Below are 19,481 nucleotides of genomic sequence, written 5' to 3'. Positions count from 1 at the left end.
CGATGGCGTCGGTGATCTGGGTGAGGAATCCGACGCCGCGGGGGCGGGCCCAGGCGTCGACGGTGGCCTGCAGTTCCCGGGCGCGGTCCACCTGGCCCCGCAACGCGGCCACCAGACCCAGATACGCATGCGTGTGGTGAACGAACAGGCTGTGCCCGTGCGTTGTCGTCAGCTCCAGGCAGCGCTGTCCGGTGCGCTCGGCCTCGTCCCACTCACCTACCGCGATCTGGTCCAGCATGATCAGGTGCAGCATGGTCATGGCGTCGGCCAGGGCCCCCGTCTCCACCTCGCGGTCCACGGTGCGCTGCAGATGCGGCCGGTACTGGCTGAGCGTGTCCACGTGATAGGCCGCGACGGACAGCCGGGTGACGTCCCACGGCTCCAGGTCGGGGAGACCGGCGAAGGCGCGTTCTACCCGCTCCTGTACACCGGCGCCGCGACGCACCACGTCGCCCCACGCGTCCTGGTAGACACGCGAATGGGAGGACACCAGGTCGCCCAGCGAGTCCAGGAGCTCATGAGTCCGCTCCCACGCGTCCTCGTCACTCGCGTACTGGTTGATGGCCAGCAGCAGGTCGACCAAGCGCGTGAGCACCTCGTTCGGCTCCTGCACCCCGCCGTCGCGCATGCTCTCGATCGCCGCGAAGACCTGCTGCCGTGAGGACCGCACGTCCCCGTCCTCGAAGAACGCGACATAGCCCGACGCGACCACCGAGGCAGGGGAATCGTTGTTGCCGGCGCCAGTGCCCGAGCGGACCAGCTGACGGGCCTGGTCCAGCTGGCCGGCGTGCCCGGCGACGTATGCGGCGTCGCCCAGGCGTCTGGACCGTTCCTCGCGACTCTCGCTGAGCTCCGCGGCGCGGGTCAGCCAGGTGACGGCGGCCATCGCGCCGCCGCGCCGGGTTGCGGAGTCCGCGGCTTTTTCCAGCGCGGCCGCGACCTGCTCGTCGGGGTCGACCGTCGAGGCCGCCAGGTGTGTGGCCCGCCGCTCGACGTCGTCACGGTGAACCTGGGCGAGAGCCGCGTGCGCCGCGCGCCGCTCGTTGGGCGTAGCCATCTGGACGACCGTCGAGCGCACCAGGGGGTGCCGGAAGACGAAGTCGCCGGTGAGCGGGTCGATGTCCAGCAGACCGCAGGTCGCGGCCTCGTCGGCGTCATGCATGCGGTAGCGCGTGCTTCGGGTGCGGTCGGCCGCCGTACCCGCTCCGACGCCGTCCAGGGCACCGCGCAACAACACGGCGCGTACTGCCTCGCCGAGGGAGTTGATGCGCGCGCCATACACGTGCTGCAGGCGCAGGGGCAGCGGGATGCCGGTGTACCCGAACAGTTCCTCGGGATTGCGTCCCGCCCGGCCGCCGCGCACGTAGGGTGGGAGTTCCAACAGGGCCAACGGATTGCCCCGGGCCTCGTCCAGCACGAGACCGCGGATCTGAGGATCGAGCCCAGGGTAGTGCATGTCCAGGAACTGTTCGGAGACCTTCTCCGACAGCGTGCTCACCGGCAGTTCGGGGAGCGCGGCCGTGTCGAAGCCCGAGGGAACCTCGGAGCGCAGCCCGACGACCAGTTTCACCGAGCTGCCGGTCAGCCGGCGCCCCACGAAACCGCACACCTCGGTGCTGGAAGTGTCGAGCCACTGGCCGTCGTCGAGCACCAGCAGAAGGGGTTGTTGCGACGCTGCGAGGGAAAGCAGGTCGAGAACGGCGATCCCGAGCGTCATGACCGAGGGAGGTGTGCCCTCGCCCCTGCCGAAGACGACGTCGAAGACCCCCCGGTGCGGATCGTCCAGTCGGTCGATGTGGGTGAGCAGCGGATACAGGATCTGATGCAGACCGGCGAACGGCAGCTCCGACTCGGCCTCGACCCCGGCCGCCCTGATCACCCTGTGTTTCTCGGCCGCCGCGAGTTCGACGACGTGGTTCAGCAGGGCGCTCTTGCCCACCCCTGCATCACCGCGCAGGACGAGAGCCTGCCCTCCGGAGGCCGCCACGAACGCCGACAGCACCTCCTGCTCGCTTTCCCGGCCGACCATGGCCCCGCCGATCGATTCCACCGCCCCCACTCCCTTCACCGCTGAACCCGCCCGCCCCCGAACGCTCTCGCCTCCGTGCGTGCGGATCACGTCAGGCGCAATGGTGAGGGTACGTCTCCCCGGCAGCCACATGTCGAGCGGCCCCATGTACGACAACAGGGATCCTGGCCGTCCGGTCACTCACACCTCACGCAGAAGACTAGATGCCACCGCCGGATTTCGTCACCCGGTATGGCCGAAAAGTTCTTGTTGTGGGGCCGGGTGTGTACCTTCGAGCGCGACATGTTTCGTCGGTCCGAAGTAGCGCTCCCGGGAGCCGGGGGACGGTGGAGCTCTGGTGCAGACCCTGTGGTCCGGTGTCAGCCGCGGCCAAGTGCCGCGCAGCCATTGGGACGTGATGCCGCGCCGTGCGATCCACCGGTCCGGTGAGCACGGCTACGTCAACGCCGGCATGGTGGAGGAGGGCTCCGCTGACCTGCCCGGACGCAGAGTGTTCTGCATGTACCCCGACCAGGCACGCATGAACGCCCTGGGGATACCGCGCCCCTGGACGCCGACCCCGCACGGACCGCCATGGCCTCGGGCGACATCCACGCGCTGCGCCATCGCATCCGGTACGAGGACTGAGCCGACTCCGCACATGTGGGTTAGTCTCATACGTATCCATAAACATGTGTGCACGGACGCAAAGGCGGAGCCCGGCGGCGCACCGCTGGGAAGCGAGGTGAGCATGGACTGGGCAGACCGAGGGCTGTGCCGGACGCAGCCGGACCGGATGTTCGTCGAGGGCACTGCCCAGAACCAGGCCAAGGCCGTGTGCCTCGACTGCCCGGTACGGTTCGAATGCCTTGCCCACGCACTGGACCACCGCGAGGAGTACGGCGTGTGGGGCGCGATGACCGAGCGGGAGCGCCGTGCACTGCTGCGCCGTAGGCCGGCGGTGACGTCCTGGGCGGAGGTCTTGCGTGCGGCCCGGACGTGCGAGGACGCTGCGCAGCGCTTCTCGGCCGTGTGGCGCGACAGCTGAGGCCGCGGCCGGTTCAGGGTCGCAGTGCCTGGAGGGTCAGTTCGCCGTACCGGCGCCACAGTGCAGGGTCCCGCTCCGCGAAGTTGATCAGTTGCAGGCACATGCCGCACAGCACCACCCGAAGATCGAGGGGGCACGCGTCCGGGCGGACCCGGCCGGCGGTCTTGGCCTGGTCCATCAGAGCGGCCAGCCGGTCCAGCAGGGGTCCGGTGTTCCTCGACGACCTCCCCTCCGCGAGCGCCTCCGACAGCAGACGGTCCCGGGCGAGGTTCTCGAAGAGCAGGATCACATACGTCTCGAAGGCCCGTGCAGGTTCGGCCTCCGCCAGGACGGGGGCGGTGCTGCGGTCCAGCTCCGCCAGCCGGTGCCGTACAACCGCCTCCACCAGGTCCTCTTTGGTCGGGTAGCTGCGATACACCGTGGCCTTCCCGACATCGGCGCGCTCGGCGACCTGCGGCACGGTGCCCTGGAGCCCGAACTCCTCGAAGACCTCCAGCGCCGCCGCGAAGACCCGCTCATGGTTGCGGCGGGCGTCGGCCCGTTTGTGGGGCGAGTCCTGCCGGGGCTGCTGCGAAGTCGTCTGCGCCGGGTTCACCCGTCCATTCTGCCGTCTGGCGAGGCTGGAGCAGGCGTGTGAACCAGGAGGGGAATCCCACTCGTTGCGAAGCTGAGAAGGGCTCTGCTTCAGCACAACCACTGTGAAAGGTTGCTCACATGCCGGATGAGAAGCGCGTGATGGAGTTTCTCGAACGGGTGGTCGCCGACAATGCGGCGGCCTTCGCGGGGGTGTCGACATCTCTGGGAATCCGCCTCGGCCTGTACAGGGCGATGTCGGGGGCAGGGGCGCTCACCTCGGACGAACTGGCCGAGAGGACAGGACTTGTCGAGCGGTACGTCCGGGAGTGGCTGGCGGCGCAGGTCGCCGGTGCCTATGTACTGCGCGAGCCCAAGACGAACACGTACGTTCTGCCGGATGAGCATGCGGCTGTACTGGCCGATTCCTCTCTGCCGACGTACGTCGCCGGTGGCTTCACCATGCTGAAGGCTCTCTATGGTGCTGAAGACGCGCTGGCGAGCGCCTACCGGAGCGGTGGCGGCGTGAGCTGGCAGGACTATGGACCGGAACTGGCGGAGGGCGTTGCCGCTTTCTTCAAGCCCGGTTACGAGGCAGTCCTCGTCCAGGAGTGGCTGCCCGCCATGGAGGGCGTCGAGTCCAAGCTTCGGCGAGGCGCCTCGGTCGCCGATGTGGGGTGCGGCTTCGGCCACTCGACCATGCTCATGGCCAAGGCGTTTCCGCGGTCTCGCTTCCACGGCTTCGACTTCCATGAACCCTCCGTCTGAGCAGCCCGAAAGCTGGCCGAGGATGCGGGCCTCGGTGATCGCGTGACGTTCGAGGTCGCCGCCGCACATGACTTTCGCGGTGGCGACTACGACCTCGTCACGTTCTTCGACTGCCTTCATGATCTCGGTGATCCCGGTGCGGCACTCCGGCGCGCTGAAGAGGTCCTCGCGGACGACGGAAGCTGCCTTGTCGTCGAGCCGAATGTCTCGGCCGAGCCCGGGGAGAACATCCACCCGATCGGCCGGTCCTTCGCCTCCACCTCGGCTGTTCTCTGTCTGCCGGCAGCCATGGCGCAGAACGGCCCTCACGCGCTCGGCAATCATCCGGGCCCGGACGCACTTGCCGCGATCGCCGCTGAGGTAGGTCTGCACAGCTGGAAGCTGGCCGTCGAGACCCTCACCAACCGCATCTACGACGTCAAGCGTTGAGCGGACGGCTGGTTCCGATGCGTGCGCACACGTGCGAGTGGCGAGTCTCACGTGAACCCCGGCCTGTGACACACACGTCCACACATGTGAGTGAACACCCAGATCGGGAAGAAGCTGATGCACGATGAAGGACGACGTGTCCGTCTGGCTCCCCTATCGCCGAACCCAGATCCCCGGCCTGCCTGACGGGCTCTCCTACTCCTATTGGGACGGATCGGGCCCGCTGCCCGGCGACCCCGGCGATGTCCGGTTCATCGCCGGCATTCCGGCGCCCGGTGCCGAGCGCGTCCTTGGCCCCGTACTGCCGCAGATGCGCAACCTCGAGGTGCTCCAGCTGCTCAGTTCCGGTTACGACCACATGCTGCCGCTGCTCGGTGCCATGCCCGCCGGAACCCGGCTGGCCACCGGGCGTGGAGTGCACCGCGAGGCCACTGCCGAGCTGGCGGTCACCCTGCTCCTGGCCCTGTGCCGGGGGCTCGACCAGTTCGCGGCCCAGCAGGCCGGGGGACAGTGGCGGACCGAACTCCGGCCCACGTTGGTCGGCAAGCGCGTCCTCGTCATCGGTTACGGCGCGGTCGGCGCGGCCGTCGTCGCCCGGCTCGGTCCGTTCCGGTGCGAGGTGGTCCTCGTGGCCCGGACGGCGCGCGCCACGCCGACCGGGCATGTACACGGGGCGGCGGAGCTGCCCGCGCTGCTGCCCACGGCGGACGCGGTCGTGCTGTGCGCGCCACTGACCGACCGGACCCGCGGCATGTTCGGCACGGACGCCCTGGCGCTGCTGAAAGACGGGGCCATGCTGGTGAACGTCGCCCGCGGCGAGCTCGTGGACACCCACGCGGTGGTCCGTGAGGTACGGGCAGGGCGGCTGCGGGTCGCCCTCGACGTCACCGATCCGGAACCGTTGCCGCCCGGCCACCCTCTCTGGAACCTGCCCGGCGCTCTGATCACCCCGCACGTGGCGGCGTTCACCGACGCGTTCTCCCCGATGACCATCGATTTCCTGCGGCGGCAGCTGTACCGCTACCAGCGGGGCGAGGAGCTGCACAACGTCGTCCTCACGACGACCGCCGCCGAAGCCGGCGAGCAGGCTGCCTAGGCCCATGACGACCTCCACATACGGTGATCACCCGCCGGTACTCGGACCCGACACCGGCCTCGCGCAGGTGCTCGCGTTCTTCGAGGCTGAGGGGTACCCCAACCCGGCCGCCGCCTGGCAGGCCCTGACTCGCACCTGGAACTGGGCCGCGCCACTCACCGCTGCCGTCCCCCGCGCGGACCGCCCGGCGCCGATGGCACGGCCGGTCCCCGGCGGTTTCACGCTGTCCGGACAGTGGCGCCTTCCCTCGCACGACGGAACGGCTCCCTGGCTGGCGCTGCCGCTCGCCCCCGCGGAGCGCGGCGGTCCCGACCTCTTCGTGGTGGCCGCCAAGGTGCTCAAGGTGTTTCCGGACGACGAGGGCGCGACCGGTCCCGTGTTCCGCCTGGAAGACGTGTACGTGCCGGGCGGCTTCGTCACGTACTCGACGGGCGAACCGCTGCGGGCCGTGGACGCGGCCTTCCTCTGGACAGCGGTCACGGCCCTGGCGCTGGGAGCGGCGCGCTGCATGACCGACGTACTGACCGCCCTCGCCAAGGGCGGAGCGGGCACCGTGGTGCCGTCCACCGCCACCGAACTGACCGCCGTACTGCACGACGAACGGCTGAGCCTGGCCGCGGCCCTGCACGGTGCACCCTCCGCCCGGCAGGGCCTGCCCGCGTCCGTCGAGAAGCGGCTTGCCGCACACGTCGGACGCGTTGGGATCCTCGTCCACCACGTGGTCGCCGCGGCGTACGAACACGCGCTGGCGTCCGGCGGAAGCACCGGCCGGCACCCCTTGGTGAACTTGATCGAGGCCTCTTCACCGATACTTCAGCAGGTGCGGTACGCGACGGAGCTTCTGCTGCCCCACGACAAGACCTCCCCCAGGAAGGCTGAACACGGTGACGACCGCCGCATATCAGGGTGAACCCGGATCCAACTCGGCGACCGCCGCGTCTGCCCTCTACCCCGAGGGCGGCGAGTTGGCCTGCACGAGCTTCGAGCAGGCCCTGGACGCCGTGACACTCGGCGCCGCCGACGTGGCCGTGATCCCGGTCGACAACTCCGCGGCCGGACGCGTCGCCGGCGTGCACCACCTGCTGCCGGAGTCGGGGCTGTTCATCGTCGCCGAGTACTTCCTCGCCATCCGCTTCGACCTGATGGGGGTGCCCGGCGGGACGCTCGACCAGGTGGAGTGCGTACGCAGTCACGTGCACGCGCTGGGACAGTGCCGCAAGGTACTGCGGGAGGGCGGCTGGCGCACGCTCGTCAGCGACGACACGGCCGGAGCGGCGCGTGAGGTGGCCGAACTGGGCGACCCGCGGCACGCGGCGCTCGCCCCGCCCGCCGCGGCCGAGCTGTACGGCCTCGATGTGCTGCGGGCCGAGGTCGAGGACGACCCGGACAACACCACACGGTTCGTCGTCCTCTCCCGGGACGCCGCCTTGGCCCCGCACACCGGGGAGCCGACGATGACGAGCCTGTTCTTCAGCGTCCGCAACATCCCCAGCGCGCTGTACAAGGCGCTCGGCGGGTTCGCCAGCAGCGGCGTGAACCTCACCAAGATCGAGAGCTACCAGATCGGCGCCGGTCTCAACGCCAGCCGCTTCTACGTCGAGATCGAGGGACACCCCGACGACGAGCGCGTAGCCCTCGCCCTGCAGGAGCTGCGCTTCTTCTCCACCGAGGTGCGCATCCTGGGGGTGTACTCCGCGCATCCGCACCGGATGAAGAGCTGAGGTGAGGAGGGCCCGGGAAGGGTTCTCCGCCACCGTCGCCGGGGCGGCGGAGAACCCTTCACTGGGACAACGCAGGAGTCCGCCCCGGAAGTTCACACGCGTGGACTGGCAACACATGTGCCGGACCGGCGAGAAACATGGCGACCTGATGGAAGACCTGCCGCGGCCGCCTTCTAAGGTGTGAGTATGACTCGGCACCGCAAGGGCCTCGTCCTCGACTTCGGTGGTGTGCTGACCACGCCTCTGCTGCCCGCGGCGCTCGCCTTCGAGCGCCGCGAAGGACTGGCCGAGGGGACTCTGCGCACCGGCCTTTACCTCAACTCCGAAGGGATCCGGCTCACCGAGGACCTGGAGCGCGGCACGCTCACCCAGACCCAGTGGAACGAAGCGGCCGCCGGATTACTCGGCATCCCGCCGGACAACCTGATGGGCCGCATCTTCGCCGAGCTGCGCCAGCCAGCGGCGTGCGGGTACGCCCGCGGGCTACGCGTCGTCGTCCGGTGCTGTCTCCGAGAGCCTCTTGAGCTGGGTGACCCATAGGGAGTTCAAGCGCTGCGCCCACAGAGGGGACAACACGGTGAGGGACTTGGCGGCGGGACCGCGGACCACGTTCTCGGTCACCACGTGGGTGCTGCCCTCGACAGGAGTGAGCAGCCAGGCCTGGTACAGCTGCACACCGGCGCCGATGCCCGACCAGCCGAGCCGGCTGTGCGGCACATGCTCTCCCAAGAAGATCTCGAACCGGTGGCCGTGGAACCACACCTCGAAGTTCCGGGCGAGCGGCCCGGCCCGAACCTCCGTGAGGCCTGGAACCCATTCCGGCCACCGTGCCACATCAGTGAGCAGCGCGAAGGCCGTGGCGGGCGGAGCGTCCACAACGGCCTGCGCTTGGCAGAAGCTGTGGGCCTGGTCGGGTGAGAAGCCCGACGGCCAGTGGATGTCCGGATGGCTGTCCGAGGCACCGGACATTCCGGTTCCCCTCTCGTGGTGCAGGGTGGCGTCAAGCGCGGCCACCTGGGAGAGGGCGGCCCGGCAGGACATCCCCGCGTCCACTCTGCGCGAGGGCTCGTAGCCGGGCATACGTCAAATGACTGAGGGAACGACGAAGTCGTTGGTTCTCGCCCGCGAGGGTCAGCCGTCGTCGCTCGCGTCGAGTCTGGACAGCGCGTCCCGCAGCGCGGCCCGCGAGGTGATACCCAGCTTGGGATAGATCTGATACAGGTGCGTGCCGATGGTCCGATGGGACAGGAACAGCCGCTCGGCGATCTGTTTGTTGGTCAGTCCGGTCGCCGCGAGCGTGGCGATCTGCAGTTCCTGAGCGGTCAGCGCCACGGCTCCCGGCCTGGCGGTGGTCGGCGCGGACTGGCCGCCGGCCCGCAACTCCGCCGCGGTACGCGCAGCCCAGGGCTTGGCGCCCAGACGTTGGAAGGCCTCCAGGGCCTGGGACAGCTGCTCCCGAGCCTCCGCCGTGGCCCGCAGCCGCCGCAGACGTTCGCCGTAATAGAGCCGCACCCGTGCGACGTCGAAGGGCCGGCGTTCCGGATCGGGCAGGGACAGCGCCCGCTCGAAGAGGGTGAGAGCCGCCTTTCCTGGCGTGGTCAGCGCCTCGCAGGCCAGCACCAGCAGCTCCAGCCGGGGCGACAGCTCGGCCATCGAGGACGCGCGCATCGCAGCCGCGTGAGCCGCGGCCTCCTTCTCTCGACCGGTCCGGATGGCCGCCTCGACCAGATCCATCGTGCCCCACATGGCGATCGGGACGTACGGGGCCACGGTCCCGGGCGGGCTGAGCGTGCAGGCATGCTGATAAGCGGTCTCGAAGTCGCCACTTCCGAGGGCGGCCAGCGCCCTGGCGTGGCAGGCGAAGAACCGTGCGCCGTGCGTCCCGCGGGGCATCGCCCACCGGACGATCTCCTCGGTCAGCGCGGCACTGGTCTCCGCGTCGCCCTGCGCCGCGGCCACGGCGGCCTGGATGTACTGGAAGTACCACGCGAAGAACCGGTAGTCGTGGTTCTCGCACAGGGTGAGCCCCTCGGCCGCCAGCTGCGCGGCGTCGTCCCACCGACCCAGGTGGAAGTAGTCCAGGCCCAGGTGCATCAGCGCGCCCAGGTGGCGGCGGACGGGCGCAGTGCCGGCGCGGCCCTGCACCGCCAGCCGGTGCGTGGCCCATCGGAAGTCTCCAAGCCGGTCCGGGAAGACCGAGGCGGTGCCCACGCGGATCACGCGGGTGGGGTCGTCCCCCACGGTGGCGATCAGCTCCGTCAGGCGGGGCAGCGCCGCGGCACCGGTGCGCGCCGGGTCGGCGAAGGTCTGCGTGAGCACCCAGAGCAGCTCGGGCGGTTCGGGGGTCAGCCGGTCCACGAACGCCAGCAGCGGCTCCCACAGCTTCGGGTCACCGCCGTACCAGCACAGCAGTACCAGGACGTGCAGGGCCTCGATGAGGGCGTCGTCCGAGGCGTCGTAGCCGTGGTCCCCGGACTCGATCGCCCCTACCAGCAGCCGGTACGCGGTGTCGATGTCGCCGTCCCTGTTGATCAGCAGGAACGCGGACGCGGCCGCCGCGTGCAGCGATTGCTGCCCGGTGGGATGAGCCTGGGCGCCGGCGAGCAGTCGCGAGGCGTCCTCCAGCTCTCCACCGGAGTCCGCGCCGATATAGGCCGCCTCGGCCAACCGGCGGCTCTCGTCGGACGCCGCAGGGCTGAGCCCCGCGGCACGGGTCAGCGCCGCCACCGCGCCGAGCGCGTCGCCGCGCCGCAACCGGCGGCGCGCGGCCTCCTCCAGCAGGGCCGCGACCGTCTCGTCCCGGCCTACCGCCGCCTCTCCCAGGTGCCAGGCGTGGCGCTCCAGCTGGTCGCCGAGCACGTCGGCGAGCGACTGATGGGCTCGTCTGCGTTCGGCGGCGGTCGCCAGCTCCACCACCGCGGAACCGATCAGCGGATGCCGGAAGGACAGCCGCCGGTTGTCGGCCGAGATCGTCACCAGCCGGTTCTGTTCCGCGGGGGTGAGGTCGTCGACACCGGCCCGGTCGGACGCGGCGGCCTCGACGGAGGCCAGGTCACCGGTTCCGTCGAGGGCTGCGAGCAGCAGCATGTGCCGGCTGCGGTCGGTCAGACCGGCCACGCGCGAGGCGAACATGGCCTGCAATCGCTCGCTCAGGGGCAGCACGTTGGGCACGGCCGCCAGGGTCGCGCGCTGCTCGGCGGAGAGCGCCGTCGGCAGCTCCACCAGCGCCAGTGGGTTGCCGCGTGCCTCGGTAGCGATGCGGCGCCGTACGGCGGGGGAGACGTCGGGGTGCGCGAGGGCGAGCAGCTTGGCCGACGAAGCGTCGTCCAGCGGCTCCAGCCGCCGCTCGGTCAGACCGCTGGACTCGAAGAAGCTGTCGGAGCCCGTACGGGAGGCCGCGAGGAAGCCGATGCGGCTGCCGACGAGCCGCCGGGCCACGAAGCCGAGTACGGCGTTGGTCGCCCGGTCCAGCCACGGCAGGTCGTCGACGACGAGCAGGAGTGGCGTCCGGGCGGATATCAGCCGGAGTAGCAGCAGAACCGCGGTAGAGGTCAGGAGACGGTCGGGCGCCGGCCCGCCGCCGATGCCGATGGCGACCCGCAGGGCGTCGCGGTGGACGGTGTCCAGGATGTCGAAGTCGTCGAAGAGCGGCACGAGGAGCTGGTTGAGGCCGGCGTAGCTGATGTCCGCCTCGAACTGCACACCGGCCGCGCGCAGAACCCGGACGCCGTTGTGCGCGGCGTCGGTTGCCACCGCGTCGAGCACGGCGGTCTTGCCCACCCCCGCTTCGCCCGAGAGCAGCAGAGCCGCCCCGTGGACCTCGGAATTGCCGAAGAAGGAGTGGATGAAAGCGAGGTCCCGGCCGCGTCCGACCAGCCGTGTCGAGGCTGGACAGACAGTCGAGTCCAGGTCATTCATCGAGCTGCCTCCAACGGCTGACGTCTGGAGGCCTGGTGCTGTCCGCCGACCTGGCTGCGCCTGCACCCGGCTCCGTGCGGCCCATGCAATCACTGGAGTGTAAAGGACGTCCAGATTTCGCCCATGTCGGTGGGCTTGACGGGCTTCGGGGACACGCGGGCCGTCGAGTCCGCGCACCCGCAGCTCGGAGCCGGTCCACTGCCGCCGATACAGCACACGTGTGACATGTTCCTGAACATGTTGATGTGAACGGCGAAGGGAGGTCGGCTCGTCTCACTGGCGTCAGGTTATGGCGCTCGTGTGTGAGTGAGGTTGTGATCAGGATGAGTGCGGACGTGTCTGGTATGGCGGGTGTGAACTTCGGTCCGGAGGACGTGACGGCTCTGCGGCGTTCCGTGGGAGGCCCGGTTCTGGAGCCGGCATCGGTGGGGTACGAGGCGGAATGCGCCACGTACAACCTGACCTGCGGCCTCCGGCCGGCCATCGTGGTCGGGGCGAGCAGCGAGCTCGACGTCCGCTCGGCGGTCCGGTTCGCCGTGCGCCACGGTCTGTCGGTCGCGGTGAAGTCCGCGGCCCATCAGATGGTCTCCTCGGCGCAGGGCGGGCTGCTGATCACGACGCAGCGAATGAAGCACCTCTCCGTCGACGCGCAGGAGGGCACCGTACGGGTCGAGGCAGGTGTGCGCTGGCGCGACGTGCTGCCTCGCACGGCGGAGTTCGGCCTGGCCCCGATCGTGGGCTCGGCGCCGGACGTCGGCGTCGTCGGATACACGCTGGGCGGAGGTCAGAGCCCCCTGCTGGGCCGCACGCTCGGCTATGCCGCCGACCACGTGCGATGGCTGAACGTGGTCACCGCGGATGGAGAACTGCGCCGTGTGACACCGCGGAGCGAACCGGACCTGTTCTGGGCGCTGCTGGGCGGCAAGGGCAACTTCGGTGTCGTGACCGAGATCGAGTTCGAGGTGTTCCCGGTCTCGCGCTTCTACGGCGGCGGCATCTACTTCGCCGGCGAGCACCTGGCCGAGGTGCTTGAGGCCTGGCGTGCCTGGCTGCCGACGGTGGGGGAGGAGACGACCTCGTCACTGGGCATCCAGCGCCTGCCCGACGTCCCAGTGCTGCCCGAGCCGTTGCGCGGTGCCTTCGTCGTGCATCTGCGGGTCGGCTACCTGGGGTCGTCGGCCGACGGGGACGAACTGGTCGCTCCACTGCGGGCGGCCGCTCCGGTGCTGATCGACCTGCTGGGGGAGAAGCCCTTCACCTCGATCGGGGAGATCCACATGGATCCGGTGGACCCGATGCCGTACTTCGACCGCAGTGTCTGCCTGGAGGAGTTCTCCGAGAAGACGGCGCAGGCCTTCGTGGAGCTGACCGGCGCGGAGTCCGGATGCACCCTGGCGAACGTCGAGATCCGGGCGCTCGGCGGCGCTTTTGATCGTGAGCCGGAGTTTCCCAACTCGGTGCCCAGTCGTGGTCTTCCATACGTCGTCTTCGGGTTCGCGGTGGGCGCTCCGGACCAGGCACAGACACTCCGGGCCGGCCTGGCGCGGGTCGTGGACGGGCTGGCGCCCTGGGCGGCGGAGCGGAACATGGTCAACTTCCTCTCGCCGGACGAGGCGACCGACACCGAGGGAGTGCGCGCGGTGTACGGGGCGGAGCGGTTCGACCGGCTCACCGCGGTGAAGAAGCGCTACGACCCGGCCAACGTCTTCCGGTTCAACCACAACATCACGCCCGCCTGATTCCGGGCCCGGAAGTGAACCTGCGGCCGTCCCGCATCCGTGTCGGTAGCGGCAGTTCCCGCTGTCGATCGGCGGCGGGCTGCGGCGGCCGCTTTCGGCCCGGGTCGCATCCGGGAGGTCGTCCCCCGAGCTCCCGCTTCGCCCCGCTGTGGGGGCGAGGCTGAGCGGGAGCCCGGGGCTGTCCGGAAGCCAGCGCGATACGTGTATGGCGGTGTCTGAACACCTTGCACGGTGGGGATCGTCGTACCGGACACAACACATTTCACACACACGAAAAGTGAGGGGTTGCCGTGACGGACCTGACGGCCGCGGTCGAATCCGTGGCACAGCTGTGCACGGTCTGGCGTGCCATGGTGCTCGACCGGGACGAGTCGGCGGACGTACGGGATCTGCCGGGTGTCGCCGTCCGCTGGGCCGACTGCCGCTTCGCCTTCTGGAACGCGATCACCCTGACCGAGGTCGGGGCCGACGCGGCGCACCTGGAGAAGCGTCTGGAGCAGACGGCGGACATCATGCGGTCCAAGAAGCAGCCGGGCTTCCTGTGGTTGTTCGAAGACCTGCTCGCGGACGACGCGCGCACGGCACTGGAGAAGGCGGCGGAGCGCGCGGGCCTGGCCTACGCCTTCCCGGGCACCGGCATGGCCGGCGACCTGCTGCCCATTCCCGAGCCCCACCACCCGGACCTGACGTTCGAGCGGGTGACCACCGACGAAGACCTGCGGGCCTACGCGGACCTCAACTCGCGCGCATACGGCTTCCCCGTCGAGGACGGCCGCGACGGTCTGGCCGGCTCCACGCTGTGGAAGCGGGAGGTGTACGCCTACCTGGCGCTGCGGGACGGCACCCCGGTCGCCTGCGCCGCCACGGTCGAGGCGCAGGGCAGGCTCTTCGTCGTGCTCGTCGCCACCGACCCCGAACAGCAGCGCCGAGGCTACGGCGAGGCGGTGACGCGCAAGGCGCTGTACGAGGGCGCCCGCGCCACCAGACTGACCCGGGCCACCCTGCACGCGACCGTCGCCGGGGCACCCGTGTACCCGCGCATCGGCTTCGAGCCGAACTCCCCGATGCACTTTTACGCACTCAAGGGCTGAGGACCGTGACTGCCTGTCGCGGTTTGCACGTGCACCTTGGATCCACCGTCAAGTGACTGATGTGCGTGGTTTGTCCGGAGATGCAGGCTGACGGCAGCCGACACCTCGGGCGAGCCCGTCGGCACCCGGGACCCACACGAATGCCGACACGGAGAAAAGGATCTGGCGTGACACCAGTTGAGCAGCAGCGTTCGTTGAAGAGCAGCAATCCGATACTCGCCCGGCCGCAGTTCAAGCGGTGCGGCGGGCAGAAGACGGCGGCCAGGGATCCGCGAGCCGAGATCGCCGTCGCTCAGAGCCGGATCGGGACGGGCAAGGACCTGGATCAGGACCACGACCCCGCTCCGTTGCCCTTCTCCGTCGGTGACCTGATGACGATGGACGACGTCCTGTTGCGCGCGCTGGCGGGGCTCGGAGTGACGGCCCTGGCGGCCGCGCTGTCGTGGACGCTACTGCCGCACGCTTCCGTCGGTGCGGTCGCGTCCTATGGCATCGCCGCCGGCGCGGGACTGGTCGCCGCGGCGCTGGCGGTGATCCAGTGCCGCAGGAAACTGCCGTCCGCGGCCCTGACGTTGATGTTCGCCGCCTTCCAGGGTGTGTTTCTCGGTGTGCTGTCGGCCACAGCCTCCAGCCACCTCTCACCGGGGCTCTTCGTCCAGACCGTGCTGGGCACGATGGCGACCTCCGCCGGAGCCCTCGTCGCCTACAAACTGCACTGGATGCGAGTGCACCGACGCCTTTACGGCTTCGTCGGCGCCGCGGTGCTCGGCCTGTGCTTCCTCGCTCTGGCGGACGGGATCCTGTTCCCCCTCACGGGCCCGGACACCCTGGGCCTGGGCCCCGCAGGCCTCGGTGTCTTCATGGGCTTCGTGGGCGTCGTCCTCGCGGTGTCCTTCCTGCCCCTGCACTTCAGGAAGATCGAGGACGGCATCACGTACGGCGCACCCCGCGACCGGTCCTGGCTCGCCGCGTTCGGGCTCACCCTGACGCTGTCGTGGCTGTACGTGGAGACCGTGCGGCTGCTCACCCTCTTCCCGGGCGAGGAACTCTACTGACCGGGCGTCACACGCTCTTGATCAGAACCGTGGCCAGAAGCCGACGGGGTTCACCCCACGTGTGGCACGTCCTCCGCGACGGGGACCTCCCGCGTACCGTCCGTCGGGCACAGCCCCCGTATGAGCACGTCGAAGAGCCGCCCCGATCTGGCACACTCCGCGTCGTCCGTGCCGACGCGCCACAGTGGACCGAGCAGGAGCAGGATGTCGTCGGCCGTCGTTCCGGGCACGATGGTCCCGGTCGCCTCGTTGGCGTCCACCAGCGCCGAGAGGGCGTCGAGTAGCGGCCGGTACGTCTGCCGGCACTGATCCGTCAGCACGCCGGTGGCCCCGCTCATCGCGTCCGCGAACTCAGGCGTGCGCGTGCCGACACTCAGCAGGCGCTCCAGCCACGCGCGCAGCGCGAGCGGCGGCCACAGGGTGCTCAGAAGGGCGGGCACGGCGGTCACCAGCTCGTCCACCTCCTCCCCGTACACCTCGAGCACCAGGAACTCCCGGGTGGGGAAGTGACGATAGAGGGTCCTTGGGCCCACGCCCGCTCTGCGTGCGATGGTCTTCAACGAGGTGTCGCCGGGCGCGGCGAGCACCTCTGCCGCGGCTTCGAGGATGCGCAGCCGGTTGAAGCGTGCGTCCGATCTCATCGATGCTCCGGTCTCTCCGGTGGTGATGCCACGAGGTGCCGTTCTGCCGCGTCGGGCAGGGCTGATGTGTCACACATGTTGCCGCCACCGCTTGAGGGCGCCCGTGAGACACGTATTCTGAGTGAAACCTACACCGACATGTCGTCCGACGATGTTGGGTAGACACCCATCTCCCGCGCTGAGCAGAGAAGGCCATCGATCCCGTGTCCCATGAACGCCTCACCGCGCTGACCTCCGCCCTCGCCGACGACCTCGACCAGGGCTTCTGGGCCCCGGGGTCGCTGGAGCGGACCCTCGCGGCTCGGCTCCTCGTAGCCTGTGCCGGAGACGGGCAGTTCACCTCCGCCCGCCTGTACGAGACTCTGTGGGAGGGCAGCGTCGCCTTGACCTACGCCGGTGGCGGCCGCCTCGCCCGCCTACTCGCCCACCTCCACGAGGTGACCACGCACCCCGCACCGGACGCCGCCTCCGCGCTGTCCGACGCCTCACGACTGCTGAAGCGGGTGGCACAGGACTCGGTGCCTCCGACGTACCCCGCAGTCAGCTGACGGATGTGTGCCGCCCTCAGCCCTCGGGAGACTTCATGCCACGAAGCTCACACACCGGGGGCACAAGGGGAGAACCATGACGAGGTGTGGCTCCACCCTGATACAGAACTCTGACCGCGCCGAGGCGCCTGTCGAGCTGTCCACACTGACGCGGACGCCCATGCCGACGCATGTCCGGGGCGCCATCCTGACGCCTGTGCATGGCAGGCTCATGGCCACACTGGATGCCCCTGAGTGGGCCGTCCTGTATCTCGCAGGGCCGCGTCATGCTGACCTGGACGCCCGCGTCTTCGTCGTTCACCCACGACATGGGGGCATCGGTCAGGCCGTCGTGTAGTCGGCGACCAGCCGGTCCAGGAACACTTCGAGCCGTTCGTTCATCGCGCGATGGTCGTTGCCCCGCAGCCCCTCCGGCCGCTGGACGAAGGGGTGGCCTTCGAGCGCGGTGAGTTCCTTCTCCGCAGACTCGATGAGCCCCTCGACGATGTCCCGGTCGAACTCCAGGTGGCACTGGAACCCGTACAGGAACCTGCCGTACGCCACGATCTGCCGGGGGCACCCCTCGCTGGTGGCCAGCACCATCGAGTCGGCCGTGAGTCCCGGCATGTCGTGGTGCCAGTGCCCGGAGTCGAAGCTCTCGTCGAAGCCTTCGAACAGCCGGTGCCGACGGCCGGCCTCGGTGAGCGTGATGGGGAAGGAGCCGACTTCCGGCTCCGGGCTGTGCAGGCAGGGGGCCCCGAGCGCCTCGCCGAGCAACTGCGCGCCGAGGCAGACGCCGACGACGGCCTTGCCCGCCGCCGCGCAGGAGGCGATCAGTGACATCTCCGCCACCGCGTCGAAGTGTGGGCACTCGGCGGTGGTCGTGGCCGGGGACTGAGGGCCGCCCATCACGATGAGCAGGTCGATGTCGTCGGCTGTCGGCGGGAGAGCCTCACCGGCGTGGAGGCGGGAGTAGGTGACGGTGTGCTGTCGGTCCAGTGCCCACCGGGCGTAGGCCCCGGGGGCCTCGAACGCTTCGTGGACGACGAAATGCACGCGCATGACTTGTCGGATTCCTGTGGAGGTCAGCGTATGTGGGGATGGCCTGGAGCCGGAACGGTCGGCAGAAACCGTGGCCCTGCCCCTGTCGACCACTTGACGGCGTCGAGGGGAGGGCCCGGGGTGGCTCGAGGGAGGACATCACGGAGGAATCTGGTGAGGATCCCCAGCCGCCCTGGCTCATCGAGGGCCGACGCGTGTCCGCTCTTGAACGCGGCCAGCCCCTGCGCCGGGTATGTCGCGCGCGATTCCCACGGACTGCTCCGGTCCCACCAACTGGTCCCGTGCGGCCGCGCTCCAGAGAACCACAGTGCGGTGCGGGGCCGGACGAATCCTGAGAAGGCGATGAGGCAGCGGACCCGGTCGCGATGGCGGACGGCGGCCTTGACGGTGACGGCGCCGCTGAGCGAGGTCCGGCGATCACGAGTCGCTCAACCGGCTTTATGGGCCGTGGCCACCACCTGGTCGGCCGGCGGCACGTCGCCCGAGGGCGGCGGGGCCTGGAGTCCCGCCGCCCTTCGAGTGGTGTCAGCGGACGGTGGCTCGAGCGGCCCGCTCGATCACGTCGGCCACCAGGTGGGGGTGGGAGACGGCGACCGAGTGGGACGCGGCGACCTCGGTGGTGTGCGCGTGGGCGCGCTTGGCCATGAAGCGCTGCACGGCGGCGGGGATGTTGAGGTCCTGGGTGGTGATGATGTCCCAGCTGGGCTTGGTCTTCCAGGCTGCGGTTGTGGCCTTCTCCTCCAGGGCGGACTGGGCGATGGGGCGCTGCTCGGCGGCCATCAGCGCGGCCTGCTGGGCGGGCACGTCGGCGGCGAACTGGTGCGGGAACTTGTCCTGCTGGATGTACAGGTCGGTGGCGGTCGAGCCGTCGGCCTGCTTGTAGGTGACCGGGTCGAGGGTGCCGGGGAGGGTGGAGCCCGGGTACTTGTTGGTGAGCTCCAGGGCGCTCTCGCCGGGGGCGGGCAGGAAGGCGGCGACGTAGACCAGGGCCTTGACCTCGGGGTCGTTGGTGGCGGCCTGGCTGATGACGTTGCCGCCGTAGGAGTGGCCGACGAGGATCTTCGGGCCCTTGACGTGGTCGAGGACCGTGCGCAGGGCGGCGGCGTCGGAGGCCGGGCCGCGCAGCGGGTTGGCGGCGGCGATGACCGGGTAGCCGTCGGCGCGCAGGTCCGCGATGACGCCGTTCCAGCTGGAGCCGTCGGCGAAGGCGCCGTGTTCCAGGACGATGGTCGGCTTGGTGTGCCGTCCGGCGTCAGCGGCCTCGGCGGACTCGGTCACGCCGCTGGCGGTGCCGCTGAGGGCGAACGCGCCGAACGCGAGGCCCGCCGTGACCGTCGCGACCGCACCCGTCACCAGCTGCTTGCGTCCACCCTTGATATTCACCACGACAAACCCCTCTCAGACATGTTTCTCGGTACACGGGGCGGGCCCGGGTCTTGCCGGTATTCGTCACCGCCCTGACTGGTGATGAATCTGCCATGCGTGTCGTCACCTGTCAAGGCGGTGACGCAATGCGTGGGTGTCCGACGTGTGAGCTCTGACCATGCGCCGGACCGACGCCGACAGAAGGCGAAGTGCCATGAGCGACGCCGAGGAGAGGGCGTTATTGGCGGGATGGCTGCTTCTGGGGCATCCAGGAGCCGATCGGTGGTGCCTGCCGGCCCCTTCTGGGAGGCCGAGCCGGAGCACCAGGACCACCTCCAGTGCTACCCGGATACGGCAGCTGCCACTTCCCCGCGGCCCAACTGGCGCCAGCCCCGACGGGAAGTGTCCTGAACAGCGGCGTGGGGGGGGGGGGGGAAGGA

At 69.8% G+C, this 19,481-nt stretch carries 18 protein-coding genes; 11 read left to right on the top strand and 7 right to left on the bottom strand.

The features are described from left to right. Positions 1-2,029 (bottom strand): ATP-binding protein (locus ACTWQO_RS46645; RefSeq protein WP_443243482.1); only part of this gene is annotated, 2,029 nt, incomplete at its 3' end. Positions 2,030-2,759: 730 nt separating this feature from the next. Here ACTWQO_RS46645 and ACTWQO_RS46640 point away from each other — a divergent pair. Further along, positions 2,760-3,056, top strand: coding sequence for a WhiB family transcriptional regulator (locus tag ACTWQO_RS46640; RefSeq protein ID WP_443243479.1), 297 nt, complete (start codon positions 2,760-2,762; stop codon positions 3,054-3,056). 13 nt (positions 3,057-3,069) lie between these two features. Here ACTWQO_RS46640 and ACTWQO_RS46635 read toward each other — a convergent pair whose 3' ends face one another. Beyond that, on the bottom strand, positions 3,070-3,651 hold the full coding sequence (locus ACTWQO_RS46635) for a TetR/AcrR family transcriptional regulator (protein WP_443243478.1): 582 nt from the start codon (positions 3,649-3,651) through the stop codon (positions 3,070-3,072). A gap of 119 nt (positions 3,652-3,770) precedes the next feature. Between ACTWQO_RS46635 and ACTWQO_RS46630 the strand changes: the two genes are divergently transcribed. From ACTWQO_RS46630 to ACTWQO_RS46605, 6 genes are all read left to right on the top strand, one after another. Next, positions 3,771-4,397, top strand: coding sequence for a hypothetical protein (locus ACTWQO_RS46630; protein ID WP_443243477.1), 627 nt, complete (start codon positions 3,771-3,773; stop codon positions 4,395-4,397). Positions 4,398-4,409: 12 nt separating this feature from the next. After that, on the top strand, positions 4,410-4,826 hold the full coding sequence (locus ACTWQO_RS46625) for a methyltransferase domain-containing protein (RefSeq protein WP_443243481.1): 417 nt from the start codon (positions 4,410-4,412) through the stop codon (positions 4,824-4,826). A gap of 124 nt (positions 4,827-4,950) precedes the next feature. After that, positions 4,951-5,922, top strand: a complete 972-nt coding sequence (locus ACTWQO_RS46620) for a 2-hydroxyacid dehydrogenase (RefSeq protein ID WP_443243476.1) — start codon at positions 4,951-4,953, stop codon at positions 5,920-5,922. A gap of 4 nt (positions 5,923-5,926) precedes the next feature. Further along, positions 5,927-6,832 carry a hypothetical protein gene (locus ACTWQO_RS46615; protein ID WP_443243475.1) on the top strand — a complete coding sequence of 302 codons (906 nt, stop codon included), beginning with the start codon at positions 5,927-5,929 and terminating at the stop codon, positions 6,830-6,832. Then, positions 6,807-7,643: a prephenate dehydratase gene (locus ACTWQO_RS46610; RefSeq protein ID WP_443243474.1), complete on the top strand. Its 837-nt coding sequence runs from the start codon at positions 6,807-6,809 to the stop codon at positions 7,641-7,643. The genes ACTWQO_RS46615 and ACTWQO_RS46610 overlap by 26 nt, the downstream gene beginning before the upstream one ends. A 186-nt stretch (positions 7,644-7,829) precedes the next feature. Beyond that, positions 7,830-8,183 carry a hypothetical protein gene (locus tag ACTWQO_RS46605; protein WP_443243473.1) on the top strand — a complete coding sequence of 118 codons (354 nt, stop codon included), beginning with the start codon at positions 7,830-7,832 and terminating at the stop codon, positions 8,181-8,183. Here ACTWQO_RS46605 and ACTWQO_RS46600 read toward each other — a convergent pair. After that, positions 8,127-8,723: an SRPBCC family protein gene (locus tag ACTWQO_RS46600; RefSeq protein ID WP_443243472.1), complete on the bottom strand. Its 597-nt coding sequence runs from the start codon at positions 8,721-8,723 to the stop codon at positions 8,127-8,129. The genes ACTWQO_RS46605 and ACTWQO_RS46600 overlap by 57 nt on opposite strands. A gap of 51 nt (positions 8,724-8,774) precedes the next feature. Further along, the gene (locus tag ACTWQO_RS46595) at positions 8,775-11,561 is read right to left on the bottom strand and encodes an ATP-binding protein (protein ID WP_443243471.1); all 2,787 of its coding nucleotides are present in this window, start codon (positions 11,559-11,561) and stop codon (positions 8,775-8,777) included. 344 nt (positions 11,562-11,905) lie between these two features. On the opposite strand from ACTWQO_RS46595, the gene ACTWQO_RS46590 reads away from it, so the two are divergent. The 3 genes from ACTWQO_RS46590 (at position 11,906) to ACTWQO_RS46580 (ending at position 15,446) form a co-directional block, all read left to right on the top strand. Then, entirely contained in the window at positions 11,906-13,300 is a 1,395-nt protein-coding gene (locus ACTWQO_RS46590; protein ID WP_443243480.1) for an FAD-binding protein, read from the top strand. A gap of 290 nt (positions 13,301-13,590) precedes the next feature. Beyond that, complete coding sequence (locus ACTWQO_RS46585; RefSeq protein WP_443243470.1) at positions 13,591-14,391, top strand: GNAT family N-acetyltransferase; 801 nt, start codon at positions 13,591-13,593, stop codon at positions 14,389-14,391. 167 nt (positions 14,392-14,558) lie between these two features. Beyond that, positions 14,559-15,446: a Bax inhibitor-1/YccA family membrane protein gene (locus tag ACTWQO_RS46580; protein WP_443243469.1), complete on the top strand. Its 888-nt coding sequence runs from the start codon at positions 14,559-14,561 to the stop codon at positions 15,444-15,446. Positions 15,447-15,496: 50 nt separating this feature from the next. On the opposite strand, the gene ACTWQO_RS46575 is transcribed toward ACTWQO_RS46580, so the two are convergent. Then, entirely contained in the window at positions 15,497-16,087 is a 591-nt protein-coding gene (locus ACTWQO_RS46575) for a TetR/AcrR family transcriptional regulator (protein ID WP_443243468.1), read from the bottom strand. 203 nt (positions 16,088-16,290) lie between these two features. Between ACTWQO_RS46575 and ACTWQO_RS46570 the strand changes: the two genes are divergently transcribed. Further along, complete coding sequence (locus ACTWQO_RS46570; protein ID WP_443243467.1) at positions 16,291-16,635, top strand: hypothetical protein; 345 nt, start codon at positions 16,291-16,293, stop codon at positions 16,633-16,635. Between the two features lie 321 nt (positions 16,636-16,956). Here the strand turns inward: ACTWQO_RS46570 and ACTWQO_RS46565 are convergent, their stop codons facing one another. Continuing rightward, a complete protein-coding gene (locus ACTWQO_RS46565) occupies positions 16,957-17,676 on the bottom strand; it encodes a glutamine amidotransferase-related protein (RefSeq protein WP_443243466.1) in 720 nt (239 codons plus the stop codon). 525 nt (positions 17,677-18,201) lie between these two features. Next, positions 18,202-19,062: an alpha/beta fold hydrolase gene (locus ACTWQO_RS46560; protein ID WP_443243465.1), complete on the bottom strand. Its 861-nt coding sequence runs from the start codon at positions 19,060-19,062 to the stop codon at positions 18,202-18,204. Between the last annotated feature and the right edge of the window lie 419 nt (positions 19,063-19,481).

It is taken from the genome of Streptomyces sp. 4N124 (assembly GCF_052245395.1).
In the GTDB taxonomy this organism is placed as follows: domain Bacteria; phylum Actinomycetota; class Actinomycetes; order Streptomycetales; family Streptomycetaceae; genus Streptomyces.
Note: the sequence above shows the minus strand (reverse complement) of the source record. Positions and strands in the feature narration are given on the sequence as shown.